Source organism: Nitratidesulfovibrio sp. D1 (genome assembly GCF_051133415.1).
In the GTDB taxonomy this organism is placed as follows: Bacteria; Desulfobacterota; Desulfovibrionia; order Desulfovibrionales; family Desulfovibrionaceae; genus Cupidesulfovibrio.
On record NZ_JBPGNZ010000004.1, the window covers coordinates 134,105 to 147,505 of the forward strand.

A 13,401-nucleotide genomic window follows, 5' to 3' on the forward strand; every position below is an offset into this window, starting at 1 on the left:
CAGCCGCAAGTCCGCGCCGGTCCCGCTCCGCCGCGCCATCCGGCCCCGGAGCTTCTTCCGCCGGACAGACAACGGCAGACATCTTCGGTACAGGTACGTCACCGCGCCATACATTCCCCCAAGCCGATATTCCACCACGACACCGCGACGCCGACCTCACGTGCCCGGTACACGAGGAATCCATGATGCATGCCGACATCGACTGGACGCAGCTCGACTGGAAGAGGGAACTCGCCAACAGCGTCGTCAGCATCGACCAGCTTCTGGAGCACGCGGCCTTCGCCCCCGATGAGGAGGCGGCCATCCGCGAGGTCGCGCAGGTCCATCCCGTCAACATCCCCCGCTACTACCTGAGCCTCATCGACAGGTCCGACCCGGACGATCCCATCCGCCGCATGTGCTTTCCCAGCGCCGAAGAACTGGTCGTCGCCGGGGCCATGGGGGAGACCACGGCCGACCCCTACGGCGACGACAAGCACGACAAGGGCAACGGCGTGCTGCACAAGTACGACTACACCGCCCTCATCGTGGCCACCGAATGCTGCGCCATGTACTGCCGCCACTGCTTCCGCAGGCGCATCGTGGGGCGGCCCGACGGCAGCGCGCGGCGCGACTTTTCCGGCGCGCTGCGGTACATCGCCGATCATCCGGAGATCAACAACGTCATCCTGTCCGGCGGCGACCCGCTGATGCTTTCCACCCCGGCCCTGCGCACCATGCTGGATGGGCTGGCCGACATCGGCCACGTGGATTTCGTGCGCATCGGCTCGCGCACTCCGGTCACCTACCCGCTGCGCCTCTTCGACGACGGGCTGATCGACCTGCTGCGCGGCTTCAACGGCCGCAAGGCCCTGTACATCGCCACGCACTTCAACCACGCGCGCGAAATAACCCCCACCGCCACGGAAGCCATCCGGCGGCTGCGCGGCTGCGGGGCCACCGTGAACAATCAGGCGGTGCTGCTGCGCGGGGTCAACGACACCGCCGACGGCATCGTGGCGCTGATGAACGGCCTGCTGCGCATCGGGGTGAACCCGTACTACCTCTACCAGTGCATGCCCGTTTCACGCGTGCGCCACCATTTCCAGATTCCCCTCCGCCAGGGCATCGACATCGTGGACCGGGCCAGGGCCAGGCTCAACGGCTACGGCAAGCGCTTCAAGTACATCATCGGCCACGACGTCGGAAAACTCGAAATCTGCGGCATGTCCGGCGACAATATCGTGCTCAAGCAGATTCACGCCCGCTCCGGGCACGACGGCCAAGCCTCGCGCATCATCATGCAGGAACTGGACGACAGCGCCGGGTGGGTGACCCTGTGACCGGGCGCAGGCCGTGCACCCTGCGGGACGACGGGGCGGAACCCGCCCTCGCCCGCCCGCCCCGCGCCGCGCGGCCGGAGGCTCCCGTGGCGGACGCGCCCGCGCCCCACGGCGCCACCACGCTGTTCTGCATTCCCCACGCCGGGGGCAGCGCCGCCTATTACGCCAGGCTCGGCCAGTGCCTGCCGGAAACGGTGGCCTTCCGTCCCCTGGAACTGCCCGGCAGGGGCCGCCGCCACCGCGAAGCGCCGCAAACCAGCATGGAAGCGCTGACGCACGACCTTTTCCGGAACATCCAGCCCGTGGCGCAAACAGCCCCCTACGCCCTGTTCGGCCACAGCATGGGCGCGCTGCTGGCGCTGCTGTGCGCGGCGCGGGCGCGGGAAAGCGGCATGCCGCTGCCAAGGGCGCTGTTCATTTCCGCCGCCTCGCCCCCCGGCTGCCGGGAACGGCCCCCGGTGCCTCCGGTGGCGTCGCTGTCGCCCCGCAAGCTCTGGGAATGCGTGGTGGGCATCGGCGGCGTGCCGCAGGGCATCGCCGCATCGGACGAATTCCGCCGGTATCTGGAACCGGTGCTGCGGGCCGACTTCACCGCGCTGGAAGCCTGGCTGCCCGCGCCCATGGAACCGTTGCCCGTGCCCGTCACCGTGTTCAGGGGGCACCGGGACGTCATCACCGACGACATGGCCCGCCAGTGGCAGCGGCTGACCACGGAAGAACTGCGCATCCGCATCTTTCAGGGCAACCATTTCTATTTGCAGGACAACTGGGAAGGTCTGGCGTCCTGCATCGCCCACGCCTGCGGCGCGGCGGCCGCATGACGGCCCCCCGGACATTTTCCGGCTGCCGCCTGCCGCGGGTGGACGATACCGCGCTGGTCTGCGTGGGGGTGCGGCTGGACGGGGACGCCACGGAATGGATCGCGGCGGCGGCGCCCTTCACCACGGAGCGCGAGCGCGCCCATGCCGGGCGCTTCGTGCACGCCGTGGACGCCGCCAGACATCTGGTGGGCAGGGCCATCGTGCGGCGCACGCTGATGGCGGACCGCCGCACGCTGGCGGCGGACCTGGACTTTCCGCGCACCCGGTGGGGAAAGCCGGTCTGTCCCCCCCGCCACGCCGAGGACGGACAGGACACGAACGGCGTACCGGCCGTCATCGATTTTTCCATTTCCCACGCCGGGGCCATGGTGTGGGCGGCATTCTGCCGGGCCGGATGCGTGGGCATCGACGTGGAAGAGACGCGCGTTCTGCCCGATCTGCCCGATCTGGTGGTACAGCTGCACCCGTGCGAGCGCGACGCCATCCGCGCCCTGCCCGCCACGGAGCGCGCCGCCGCCTTCTACCGGTGCTGGACCCGGAAGGAGGCCGTGCTCAAGGCGCTGGGCAGGGGCCTGAGCCTGCCGCTGCACGGCTTTCAGGTGCACACCGGGGCCATCGGCGCGGACTGGCTGGTGTCCCTGCCGCGCGAAGACGCGCAGGCGGGGGACGGCGCGGTCCCGGCATGGACCACCCGCGACATCGACGCCGGGCCGGGCTACCAGTGCAGCGTCGCGGCCCGTGCGGCGCATCTGCCCGTCGCGGTGCATCCGGTGGAAGACGATGCGGCATGAGCGGCCCGCCGCGCCCGTCGGCCACGCGGGGCCGGGGCCGGGTATGGACGATAATGCTTTTATCCTGTTACCCTGCGTGCAGCCCCCCGCGAGACGCGGCCTGCACCTGCAACGGAAACCGTATCCGCCCATGAACAGGACCATCAGTGCCCTTCTCCATGCCGTTGCGGCGCTTGGCTGCGCCCTGCTGCTGTGCCTGGCCGCCCGGCCGGCGCACGCCGCCAGCGCCACGGAGGACGCCGCGCGGCCCGGCCCCCGGCCGCCCCGGAAGGTGGCGGCGTACTTCGAAGCCGGTCCCTACTGGGAATTTTCCCTGCTGCGGGAACAGATCATCACGGCGCTGAAGGAACGGGGGGTGCTGGAGCGCTTCGACTTTCCCGAAGCCCTGCACATCAGCCCCGGCTGGGACGCCACCGAGGACGCCTACCGCGACGCGGCCCGCAGGCTGATGCAGGACCCGTCCGTGGACGTGATCCTGGGCATGGGCACCGCCGCCACCAAGGCCCTGCTGGCGGAAAACAACGGCAGGACGCCCATCATGTCCATCGACGTGGCCGACCCGGTGGGAGCGGGCATCGTGGACGCGCGCACGGGCCGGACGGCGCCCAACCTGACCATCCATTACGTCAGGGACAAGTGGTACAAGGTCTTCGCGCTGTTCCACGAAGCGCTGCCCTTCAAGCGGCTGGGCATCATGTACCACGACAGCCCCGAAGGGCTTTCCTACTCCAACGTGCACGAGGCGCGCGAAGTGGCGCGCGAGCGCGGCTTCACCCTGGTGGAGTACCCCGGCCTGGACAAGGCGGAAAGCGGCGCCACCTGCGCCCAGGGGGTGAACGAACTGCTGGGCCGGGGCATAGACGCCTTCTACATTTCCGCGCTCAACTGCTTCGACTGGACGCAGGAAAATCCCCAGCCCATGTTCGACGCCCTGGCCAGCCACGGCATCAGGACCTTTGCCCGCGACGGCAGCGTGCACGTGCGGCGCGGGGCGCTGATGGGCCTTTCCACCCTGGACTACGTGCCCCTGGGCAGGTTCTACGCCGACCGCATGGCCCAGCAACTGGGGCTGCTGCCCCCCACGGCCCAACTGGAACGGGAAGCCTACACGCCCAAGATCACGCTCAATCTCGTCACCGCAAACAACCTCGGCATGGACATTCCCCTGCTGCTGCTCATTTCGTCCGATGAGATATTCGACGCCACGCTCGTCGGCACGCACAACGCGGCCATGCCCCGGTAGATTTTCCACAAACCCTGCAACCGATCACAACGAGGCGACGACAATGGCTAAAAAGACCATGGATGCCCAGACTGATGGTGTTGAAGGGCAGGAAGCCCTTGCTGCGGAAGCCGCCGAAACGGCCGAAACGGCGGAAGCCGCCCCCTGCGGCTGCCCCTCGGAATGCGACATCGACGCCATCATCCGCAAGCGGGTGTACGCGGCCATCGGCATCGGCTTCATCCCCGTGCCGCTGGTGGACTTCGCGGGCCTGACCGCCGTGCAGTTGGAACTGATCCACGCCCTGTCCAAGGCGCACGGCGTGGAATTCAGGAAGGAACGCGTCAAGTCCATCATCTCCTCGCTGTGCGGGGGCGTGCTGACCACGGCCAGCGTGCCGCTGGCGGCCTCGCTGTTCAAGAGCATCCCCATCATCGGCCTTACGGCGGGGGCGGCCACCATCAGCATCATGGGCGGGGCCTCCACCTACGCGCTGGGCTGGGTGTTCGACCGCCACTTCCGCAACGGCGGCACGCTGAAGAACTTCGACTCGCAGGAAGCCAAGGCCTACTTCAAGACCAAGATGGACGAAGGCAAGAACCTGGTGGGCCGCATGAAGCAGAAGATCGGCAAGGGCCAGCCGGAAGCGGCCGAAGCGACCGGGGCATCCGGGGCGACCACTGCGGAAGAGCAGGCGGCTTCGCCCGCGTAGCCTTTTCAGAACGGACTTCTGAAAGAGCATCGGAAGGGCGGGCGGCCCGCCCTTCCGGTGGCTTTTCCGCATGGTCCGGCCAGGCCGGGACCACGGAACCGCAACGCCCGAAGCCCTTCGCCGCGCCCCGCCGGACGGCACGCACCTGAACCCCAAGGCTTACGGACTTCATGCTGCAACTGAAGGAATCGCACTTTCTGAAGCTGCTCTGGACGCAGGCCGGCGACGAGGGCGCAAGGCTCGTCGCCGCGTGCCTGGCCTCGGGGGTGATGCAGGGGCTTGCCGTGTTCACCGTCCTGCAGGGGCTGGAACAGCTGTCCGGCGACGGCATACGCTTCCACACCTTCCTGGCGTTCCTGCTTTGCCTGGGGTCGTTCTACTTCCTGTTCCGGTACATCACCGGCCGTTCGGCGCAGATCGCCCTGCGCGGCATCATGGAATGGCGCATGCGCATCGCCACCAAGCTGCGCGGCATCTCGCTGCTGGAATACGAACGGCTGGACAAGGGCCGCATCCAGGCCGCCCTGCTGGACGGGCGGGACATGGTGGTGGAGGCCGCGCGCATGCTCATGGCCTCTGCCGCCAACACGGTCATGATCCTGGTGGCCTGCGTCAAGATGGCCACCGTGTCCCTGGCGGGCACGCTGGGGGTGTTCGCCTTCATGACCATGGGGCTGCTGGTGTTCCTGCGGCTGATCAACAGCGTGCAGGCCCAGATGGGTCCGGCCATGCAGGCCGACATGCGCTTCAGCGGCAGCCTGCGCGACCTGCACGAAGGGTTGCAGCAGCTCAAGGTGCACAAGCCCAAGACCACCGACCTGTTCGGCGGCCAGATCATCCCCGGCCTGGACGCCGCCTCGGACGCGCGCGCCCGGACCGAGCAGCGGCACGCCCTCGGCATCTCGTTCTTCGCCATGTTCAACCTGCTGATCCTGGGGCTGGTGCTGTTCCTCATGCCCGGCTTCCTGGGCCTCGAGCCGGAGGAAACCTCCACCCTGCTGGTGCTGTGCATGTTCAGCCTCAGCCCGCTGATCAGCCTGGTCACCTTCGTGCCGCTGATGACCAAGGTGGAGATGAACCTTCAGGAACTGGCCAGCGTGGAGGCCCGGCTGGACGCCGTGACCGAACCCTTCGAGCGGCGGGGCGTGGAGGCGCGCTGGCAGCACGCCGACCCGGACGTGCCGGGCTTCGAATCGCTGGCCATGCGCGACATCCGCTTCGACTACCACGACCCCAACGGCATGCGGGTCTTCGGCATCCGGGTGGACGAATTCGCGCTGCACAAGGGCGAACTGGTGTTCATCCGGGGCGGCAACGGCTCCGGCAAGTCCACGTTCATGAAGGTGCTCTCGGGCCTGTACGCGCCGCAGACGGGCGACATCCACCTCAACGGCGCGCTGGTTTCGGACATGCACATGGAGGCCTACCGCAACCTGTTCACCGTGGTGCCCACCGACTACCACCTGTTCCCGCGCCCGCTGGGGCTGCACGTTTCGGCGGAACGGCTGCACGGGGTGCTGCGCGCCATGCGCATGGAGACCAAGGTGCACCTGCTGGAGGACGGTTCGTTCTCCACGCTGGACCTGTCCGCCGGGCAGCGCAAGCGGCTGGCCCTGGCCTGCGCCCTGCTGGAAGGCCGCGAGGTGTACCTGTTCGACGAGGTGGCGGCGGACTTCGACCCCGCCTTCCGCCGCCATTTCTACGAGGAACTGCTGCCCGGCATCACCCGGCAGGGGGGCACGGTCCTGGCCATCTCCCATGACGACAGGTACTTCCACGTCGCGGACAGGGTGCTGACCATGCGCGAGGGCGTCTTTGCCGACGCCGCGCCCGATGCCGCCACCGGCGAAACCGCCGGAACCGGAGGTGAGGCGGCATGAGACCACGCATCTGCGCACTGGCGGTCCTGCTCTGCCTCTGCTTTGTCCTGCCATCAACCGCGCGGGACCTGCGGGGCAATTCGAACATCAATTTCGTGCGCGAACTGTACAGAAAGGTCAGCGCCACCATCCCTTCCGTGGTGAACGCGAAAGGCAACGAGGAAGCCATACGCAGCAGGCTGAAATGCTACGAGGAATACCACGAATACTCGCAGCGCATCCACATCTGCAACAATGCGTACACCAAGAAGATCGTGCGCCTGGCCCGCGAGTCCGTCCGTTCGCGCCCCAGCCTTGGCGAGTTCGCCTACAACGTGAGCATGTGCCCGATATTGCACAACCTGTGCATGGGACAGACGGAAAATGACAAGGAGCACTGCATCCTGTTCGAAAGGCAGTGCATAGACTACACGCTCGATACCTTCTGGCGCGGCGCCGCCCAGTACACGCAACAAACCTACCGGTTGGATCAATGAAAAGACTCTTCACCGATCTGCGCGACAGGGTGCGCCGGAACCGCGTCAGGCTCGTGTGCATCGGCGTCGTCACGGCGCTGGTCATCATCTTCCTGTGGCCCAGCATGGTCATCACCATCCGGCCCGGCGAACTCGGCGTGCTGTATTCGCGCTTCTTCGGCGGCACCATCCTCGACAGGACCTACGAGGAAGGCATCCACATCATCCAGCCGTGGGACATCCTGTACGTCTACGACGTGCGCGTGCAGGAAGAGACCCAGAACATCGACGTGCTGACGGTGGACGGCCTGCCCATCAACGTCCAGGTGTCGCTGCGGTACCAGCTGATCCGCGACAGGCTGCCCACCCTGCACCAGAACATCGGCCCCAACTACCGCAACAAGATCGTCATTCCCATCATGACCTCCGCCGTGCGCCAGACCATCAGCAACTACAGGCCCAACGACCTGTACTCCACCGCCCGGCAGGAGTTGCAGGACCAGATGCTGGTGGACGCCATAGAGGAAATGGGCCGCATTCCCATCATGATCCACGGGTTCGTGGTGAAAAGCATCACCCTGCCGGAGGTGCTGCGCAAGGCCATAGAAGACAAGCTGGTCGCGGAGCAGAACTACCTGCGCTACAACTACCTGCTGCTCGAAGCCACGCAGGAGGCCAAGCGCAAGGCCATCGAGGGCCAGGGAATCCAGCTGTACCAGGAACTGGTGAACCGCCACATGACGCAGGACTTCCTGCGCTATGAAGGCATCAAGGCCACCCGCGACCTGGCCGCGTCGCCCAACGCCAAGATCGTGGTGGTGGGGGGCAGGGACGGCCTGCCGCTGATCCTGAACACCGAAACCCAGCCCGCTTCCGCCGCTCCGGCCAGTCCCGCCGCCGCGCCCGCGCCCGCCGCGAAAACGCCCGCCAAGTCCGTCGCCGAAGGCGACGCGCGGGACAAGGCCGCGCCGCAGACTTCGCAGCCGGAACCGCAGCAGACGCCGCAGCCCGCCCCCCAGGCCATGCCGCTGCCCGGCCCCCTGCCCGTTCCGGAAGGCGTTGGCCTGCGGGAACCCGGCGAGAGCATCATGGACTACATCCAGCGGCTGGACAAAAGCCTGCTGAACCCGCCTCAGGTGAAAACGCCCAAACAATAAGAGAGGCGACCGTGCAACTATTCGCGATTTTCCTCGGTTTGAGCCTGCTTGTGGGGTTGTTCGGCATCCACACCCGCTTCGGCTTCTGGGGCAACTTCTTCGCCAGCATGCTGCTTACCCCGGTGGTGGGGCTGCTGCTGGTCATCGCCGCCTCGGGCAAGCCCGTCCGGCACGAATAGCCACGTGCCAGATACGGGACAGACAGACGCCGTGACGGGGGACCGCGCCGCGCATATGTTCCGCGCGGTCGCGGTCGCGCCCGCACGGGCGGCATCGCCCGCGTCCTTCCCCCTCCTGCTGGCGCTGGCCGCCGCCCTGCTGCTGGCCGCCGCCCCCCTGCCCTCTGCCTATGCCCAGCCCCTCGTCAAGCGCATCGGCTACCTGGAGGCCGGTCCGTTCTGGCTGTACACGCGGACCTGGGACGCCTTTCGCGCCGCCATGGCCCGCGACGGCGGCTTCCGCTGCGAGTATCCGCCCGATGCCCGGTTCAGCCCCGGCTGGGAGCCGGAACAGATGCGCACCCTGCCCGAAAGGGCCACGGAACTGCTGCGACGCAAGGACCTGGACATGGTGGCGGGCATGGGCACGGCGGCGGTAAAGGCGCTGCTGGCCGCCAGCGACGGGCGCATCCCCGTCATCGGCATGGGCATGGCCGACCCCGTGGCCGCGGGCATCGTCGCAAGCGCGCAGGATTCCGGCGCGGACAACTTCACCTGCCGGGTCACGGTGGACCGCTGGTCCTCCATGTTCCGGGTGTTCCACGAAGTGGTGCGCTTCCGGAAGATGGGCATCATGTACCCGGACACCCCGGAAGGCCGGGTGTACGCGGCGCTGGGCGATGCCGAGGCCATCGCCTCCGAACTGGGGTTCTCGCTCGTCCGGTACGAGGGGCTGTCCTCTGCCGAGACCGCCGACGAATGCCGCAAAGGGCTGGAAACGCTGCGCGGGCAGGGCATGGACGCCTTCTTCATCGGCCCGCTGAACTGTTTCGACATCGAGGGCAGCGGCCTTGCCCCGCTGCTGGACACCCTGGCCGCCTGGAAGATTCCCACCTTCGCGCGGGACGGCTCGGAATACGTCAAGGCCGGGGCGCTGATGGGCTTTTCCACCTGGGATTTCGGCCCCATCGGCGCATTCCACGCGCGGCAGGCGCGCGCCATCTTCGAGGGAGCCACGCCGCGCGGCCTTTCCATGCAGGACGGGACGGAGCCTTCCATCGCCCTGAACCTGGCCACCGCCAAGGCCATCGGGTTCCAATTCCCCTTCGACGTCCTGGTGGTGGCGGACGAACTGCACGAAACCATCACCCGTCCCTCGCCCTCCGGCGCGCAGTAGGAGAAGCCGCGTGCACATCGGCGCCATACAACGGCTGCGCGTGAATACGCTGCTTCTGTCCCTGGGGGTGCTGGCGCTCACCCTGGGGTTCAACGTGCTGCTCTCCTCCTCGACGCTGGACGCCCTGGCCACCGACTCCATCCTTTCCGGCTACCGCAGTTGCGGCGAGCACTTCGCCCGCGGGGTGGAGCGGGGGTTGCGCTTCGGAAAATTCCTGAACGCCTACGCCGGGATGGACGACATGCTGGCGGAACTGCGGCATGGCGTGCAGGGCATCGACAGCGTCCAGCTGTTCGACGCCAGGGGGGAACTGCTGTACGCCCGGCCCAATTCCGGGCCCGATTCCGGTGTTGACGCGCTCCGGGCCGGGGCCGAAGACCTGAAGCAGTTCTCCGCGCATGCCGAAGGGCCGCCGAAGGCGCGCAAGACCCCCACGGGATATCGCGTTCTCGTCCCCTTGCAGCACAACGGCCTGGCGGGCTGGGTGGCCATGGAGGTCGCCAGCGCCCAGGTGGACGCGGCCACGCGCGACTTCCTGCGCTGGTCCGGCTTCCTGATGCTGGCGACGTGCCTTGCTGTGGCGCTGATCCTGCCCGGCTGGCTGGGGCTGCTCACCGGCACGGCGGACGCGCGGGCCCGCCTGCACGCCACGCTGGGCAGGCTGCTGCTGGTCGTGGTGGGCGGCACGCAACTGGCGTATTCCTGCGGCACCCTCGCCCTGTTCGACGGGTTCGTCGAGCGGGCCGTGCGCACCAAGGCCGCCATCCTCGCGCAGTCCGTGGGGCGGGATTTCGAATACCTCATCCACAAGGGCGTGGACGTCGCCCAGTTGAAGGGCAAGGACCAGTTGCTGGCGCAACTGGTGGCCGACAACGAGGAGTTGCGCGGCGCGGCCCTGCTGACCCCCGACGGCGTGCCGCTGGCCACGGCGGGCAGCCCTTCGAACGGGCGGTACGCGCCCGATGCGCCGGGCACGCCCGACGCCGCCCTTTCCGTGCGCGAACCCCTGGACCGGTACTGGCCCAGCCGCTTCCGGCAGCGTCAGGAGGTCATGGAACTGCGGCTGGACCTGGACCCGCAGGTGATCACCGCGCGCGTGACCAAGCTGGCCGTGGACATGGGCACCTCGCTGGTCATCAGCTTCCTGCTGCTGCTGGAACTGGCCAAGCTGTTGGGCCTCATCGCCCGGCGCAGCCTGGGCGCGGAGGCCGGAACGCCCCCGCCGGACCAGGCGCGCCCCCAACTGCCCCGCGCGGCGCAGGCCCTGCGGGTGGGGGGCTTCGTGTTCTTTCTCGGGTACGACATGGGCATCTCGTTCATCCCGCTGCTGGCGCGCACCCTGTACCAGCCCCTGTGGGGCCTGTCCGAAAAGGTGGTCATCGGCCTGCCCATCTCGGCGGAAATGGTCAGCGCGGGCGTGGCCCTGCTTGTTTCCGGCAGTTTCACGCAGCGCTACGGATGGCACAGGATCTACATGCTGGGGGCGGCGGCCGGGGCCGCGGGGCTGCTGCTGGGGGGAATGGCCACGGGCCTGCCCATGCTCATCCTGGCGCGGATCACGGCGGGGTTCGGGTTCGGGCTGGTGCTCATGGCCTCGCAAATCGGCACGCTGGAGCACGAGCACGCCGGGGCCGGGCTGGCCAGCGTGTTCGCGGGCATCTTTTCCGGCAGCATTTGCGGATCGGCCGCCGGGGCCATGCTGGCGGAGCACCTGCCCTACCAGGCGGTGCTTACCGTGGGCGGAGTGGTGACGCTGTTCGCCATGCGCGCCGTGCTGACCGGCAGGGACCGCGCGACGGCGCATGCGCCGCACGGCGCGCCGCCGGCCGCGAATGCCATGATGACGGAGGGTGCGGCGGGAACGGCGCGTACCCCCATCCTCTCCGGCGGCATGACGCTGCTGAAGGACCCGCGCATGCACCTGATGCTGCTGCTCGTGGGCATTCCCGTGGCCATCTGCCTCACGGGCTTCCTGCACTACCTGCTGCCGCTGATGCTGGCCAATGCCAGGGTGGACCAGTCCGACATCGGGCGGGTGTTCATGCTCTACGGATTGTGCTTCATCACCGCCGGGCCGCTGCTGGGCAAATGGATAGACCGCACGGCCGACAAGCCCCTGTTCCTGACGCTGGCGGGCCTGCTGTCGGGCGTGTCGCTGCTGCTGGCCGCAAACGCCACCGGCCTGGCAGGCACGTCGGCCGCGGTGGTGGCCCTGGGCCTGTCGCAGTGCATCGCGGCCCCGGCCTCCATGCTGTGCATCCTTGCGCTGCGCTCCGCGCGGGAACTGGGGCGGGAAAAGACCGCGTCCCTCTACAGGGCGCTGGAACGGGTGGGGCAGGTTGCCGGGCCCGTGCTGTTCGGCGCGGCCACCGTGGTCATGGGCACCACCCAGGTCCTGCTGGTGGTGGGAGGCACGGTCTGCGCGCTGGCCCTGGCCTTCCAGGCGGCGTGGCGGCTTAGTGCGCCACGGAGCTGACCAGCTTCTCCAGTGCCGGAAACCGCGCGTCGCGCAGGCCGTCCGGCAGAAACCACGACAGCAGTTCCAGATAGTCGCCGGGCAGCACCAGGTGGCCTCCGCGCCGCGCGAACTCGCGGAACTCCTCTTCCGTCGGGTAGGTGAAGTACTGCCGCCGGGCGGGGTCCTGCGCCCTGGCGGGAAGCCTGCGGCTCTGCTCCAGGGTGGGCAGGTGGCGCATCAGCGTGTCGATGCCCGCGAAGTAGGTCTGCACGAAATTCCACAGCACGGACCGGTCGTAGGTGATGTCCGCCCAGCCGATCTCCACCACCGGGCCGGTGTCGAGCCCGGAATCCAGATGGAACAGCGTGCAGCCGGAACGCCTGTCCCCACGCTGCATGGCGCGGAACGGGCTGCACAGCCCCTGTAGCGCGGGCAGCGCCCCCGGATGCAGGCCATAGGTGCCCAGCCGGGGAAGGGCCAGCACATCTTCCTGAAAGATATAGTCGTAACGGCATGATATGATGACATCCGGCGCGATGTCCCGCATGGCGTCGCGTGCCTGCGGCAACCGCATGGGTCCCCAGAGTTCCATGGAAACGCCGTACCGCGCCTGCAACCCCGCGTAGGTGGCGCAGGCGGCGGAGGAACCGTCCGGATAGAGCCCGTCCAGAAACGGAAAGACATGGTCCAGCACCATGTCCCGCTCATGCGCCACAAGGCGGGCGGCATGGCCGTCGGCCTTTTCCGCCTCCAGCACGTAGTCCGAAAGGACCACGAACACGTCGTGCCTGCCTGCAAGACCATCCAGCAACCTGTTGAGGGCAAGGCAGGCCGCCAGATCCTTCTTCGTGCAAATGGCAATCTTCAAAGCAACACCTTCATTCACGACATCATCACATCAACATTCGCCACGGCAGGATGACGCTTGCCAAGGAAAACCGTGTGCCCGGGCCTTCGCGCCCTCTTGCCCGCCGACGCTGGAACCGAAATAAATCAAGGCGATTCCCCATACTACGGATGCCGGGTTCGCGCCAGTTCTTCCTGCGCTCAAGAGTTTGCCGGTGCGCGGGACACAGTCCTTTGCGGCATTGCCGGGGCACGATGCAGTGCGTGCCGGTCCGGAAAGCCCGCAAGCCACGGACGGTCCCGGAGCACAACGCTCGCTGCCGACGGTTTTACCAATTGAAAATATGCACGGCCCTATGTACCATGGAACGCAATCGCAATGGCAATGTGACGCCGCGCGTT

Annotated in this window: 12 protein-coding genes; 11 read left to right on the forward strand and 1 reads right to left on the reverse strand. The window is 67.7% G+C overall.

The features are described 5' to 3' along the window. Positions 1-182 precede the first annotated feature (182 nt). From ACR4XJ_RS08605 to ACR4XJ_RS08655, 11 genes are all read left to right on the forward strand, one after another. Positions 183-1,322, forward strand: coding sequence for a KamA family radical SAM protein (locus tag ACR4XJ_RS08605; protein WP_434754843.1), 1,140 nt, complete (start codon positions 183-185; stop codon positions 1,320-1,322). A gap of 86 nt (positions 1,323-1,408) precedes the next feature. Further along, positions 1,409-2,143 carry a thioesterase II family protein gene (locus ACR4XJ_RS08610; protein WP_434754844.1) on the forward strand — a complete coding sequence of 245 codons (735 nt, stop codon included), beginning with the start codon at positions 1,409-1,411 and terminating at the stop codon, positions 2,141-2,143. Then, entirely contained in the window at positions 2,140-2,934 is a 795-nt protein-coding gene (locus ACR4XJ_RS08615; RefSeq protein ID WP_434754845.1) for a 4'-phosphopantetheinyl transferase family protein, read from the forward strand. Before ACR4XJ_RS08610 ends, ACR4XJ_RS08615 begins: the two co-directional genes overlap by 4 nt. 130 nt (positions 2,935-3,064) lie before the next feature. Further along, a complete protein-coding gene (locus tag ACR4XJ_RS08620; RefSeq protein ID WP_434754846.1) occupies positions 3,065-4,177 on the forward strand; it encodes an ABC transporter substrate binding protein in 1,113 nt (370 codons plus the stop codon). A gap of 43 nt (positions 4,178-4,220) precedes the next feature. Continuing rightward, positions 4,221-4,868: a YcjF family protein gene (locus ACR4XJ_RS08625; RefSeq protein ID WP_434754847.1), complete on the forward strand. Its 648-nt coding sequence runs from the start codon at positions 4,221-4,223 to the stop codon at positions 4,866-4,868. A gap of 170 nt (positions 4,869-5,038) precedes the next feature. Continuing rightward, positions 5,039-6,748 (forward strand): ATP-binding cassette domain-containing protein, encoded by a 1,710-nt coding sequence (locus tag ACR4XJ_RS08630; RefSeq protein ID WP_434754848.1) that lies wholly within the window; start codon positions 5,039-5,041, stop codon positions 6,746-6,748. Continuing rightward, on the forward strand, positions 6,745-7,224 hold the full coding sequence (locus tag ACR4XJ_RS08635) for a hypothetical protein (protein ID WP_333506489.1): 480 nt from the start codon (positions 6,745-6,747) through the stop codon (positions 7,222-7,224). The genes ACR4XJ_RS08630 and ACR4XJ_RS08635 overlap by 4 nt, the downstream gene beginning before the upstream one ends. Then, complete coding sequence (locus ACR4XJ_RS08640) at positions 7,221-8,360, forward strand: prohibitin family protein (protein ID WP_434754849.1); 1,140 nt, start codon at positions 7,221-7,223, stop codon at positions 8,358-8,360. Before ACR4XJ_RS08635 ends, ACR4XJ_RS08640 begins: the two co-directional genes overlap by 4 nt. Positions 8,361-8,371: 11 nt before the next feature. Then, positions 8,372-8,539 (forward strand): hypothetical protein, encoded by a 168-nt coding sequence (locus ACR4XJ_RS08645; protein WP_434754850.1) that lies wholly within the window; start codon positions 8,372-8,374, stop codon positions 8,537-8,539. Between the two features lie 55 nt (positions 8,540-8,594). Next, a complete protein-coding gene (locus ACR4XJ_RS08650) occupies positions 8,595-9,695 on the forward strand; it encodes an ABC transporter substrate binding protein (RefSeq protein WP_434754851.1) in 1,101 nt (366 codons plus the stop codon). Between the two features lie 10 nt (positions 9,696-9,705). Next, on the forward strand, positions 9,706-12,171 hold the full coding sequence (locus ACR4XJ_RS08655) for an MFS transporter (RefSeq protein WP_434754852.1): 2,466 nt from the start codon (positions 9,706-9,708) through the stop codon (positions 12,169-12,171). On the opposite strand, the gene ACR4XJ_RS08660 is transcribed toward ACR4XJ_RS08655, so the two are convergent. Beyond that, complete coding sequence (locus tag ACR4XJ_RS08660) at positions 12,152-13,021, reverse strand: formyltransferase family protein (protein WP_434754853.1); 870 nt, start codon at positions 13,019-13,021, stop codon at positions 12,152-12,154. The two genes, ACR4XJ_RS08655 and ACR4XJ_RS08660, sit on opposite strands and share 20 nt — an antisense overlap. Positions 13,022-13,401 lie beyond the last annotated feature (380 nt).

Bases quoted from the DNA above. Each gene is read 5' to 3' on its own strand.
- ACR4XJ_RS08605 (WP_434754843.1), top strand. From the start codon at position 183: ATGATGCATGCCGACATCGACTGGACGCAGCTCGACTGGAAGAGGGAA.
- ACR4XJ_RS08615 (WP_434754845.1), top strand. From the start codon at position 2,140: ATGACGGCCCCCCGGACATTTTCCGGCTGCCGCCTGCCGCGGGTGGAC.
- ACR4XJ_RS08620 (WP_434754846.1), top strand. From the start codon at position 3,065: ATGAACAGGACCATCAGTGCCCTTCTCCATGCCGTTGCGGCGCTTGGC.
- ACR4XJ_RS08625 (WP_434754847.1), top strand. From the start codon at position 4,221: ATGGCTAAAAAGACCATGGATGCCCAGACTGATGGTGTTGAAGGGCAG.
- ACR4XJ_RS08630 (WP_434754848.1), top strand. From the start codon at position 5,039: ATGCTGCAACTGAAGGAATCGCACTTTCTGAAGCTGCTCTGGACGCAG.
- ACR4XJ_RS08635 (WP_333506489.1), top strand. From the start codon at position 6,745: ATGAGACCACGCATCTGCGCACTGGCGGTCCTGCTCTGCCTCTGCTTT.
- ACR4XJ_RS08640 (WP_434754849.1), top strand. From the start codon at position 7,221: ATGAAAAGACTCTTCACCGATCTGCGCGACAGGGTGCGCCGGAACCGC.
- ACR4XJ_RS08650 (WP_434754851.1), top strand. From the start codon at position 8,595: ATGTTCCGCGCGGTCGCGGTCGCGCCCGCACGGGCGGCATCGCCCGCG.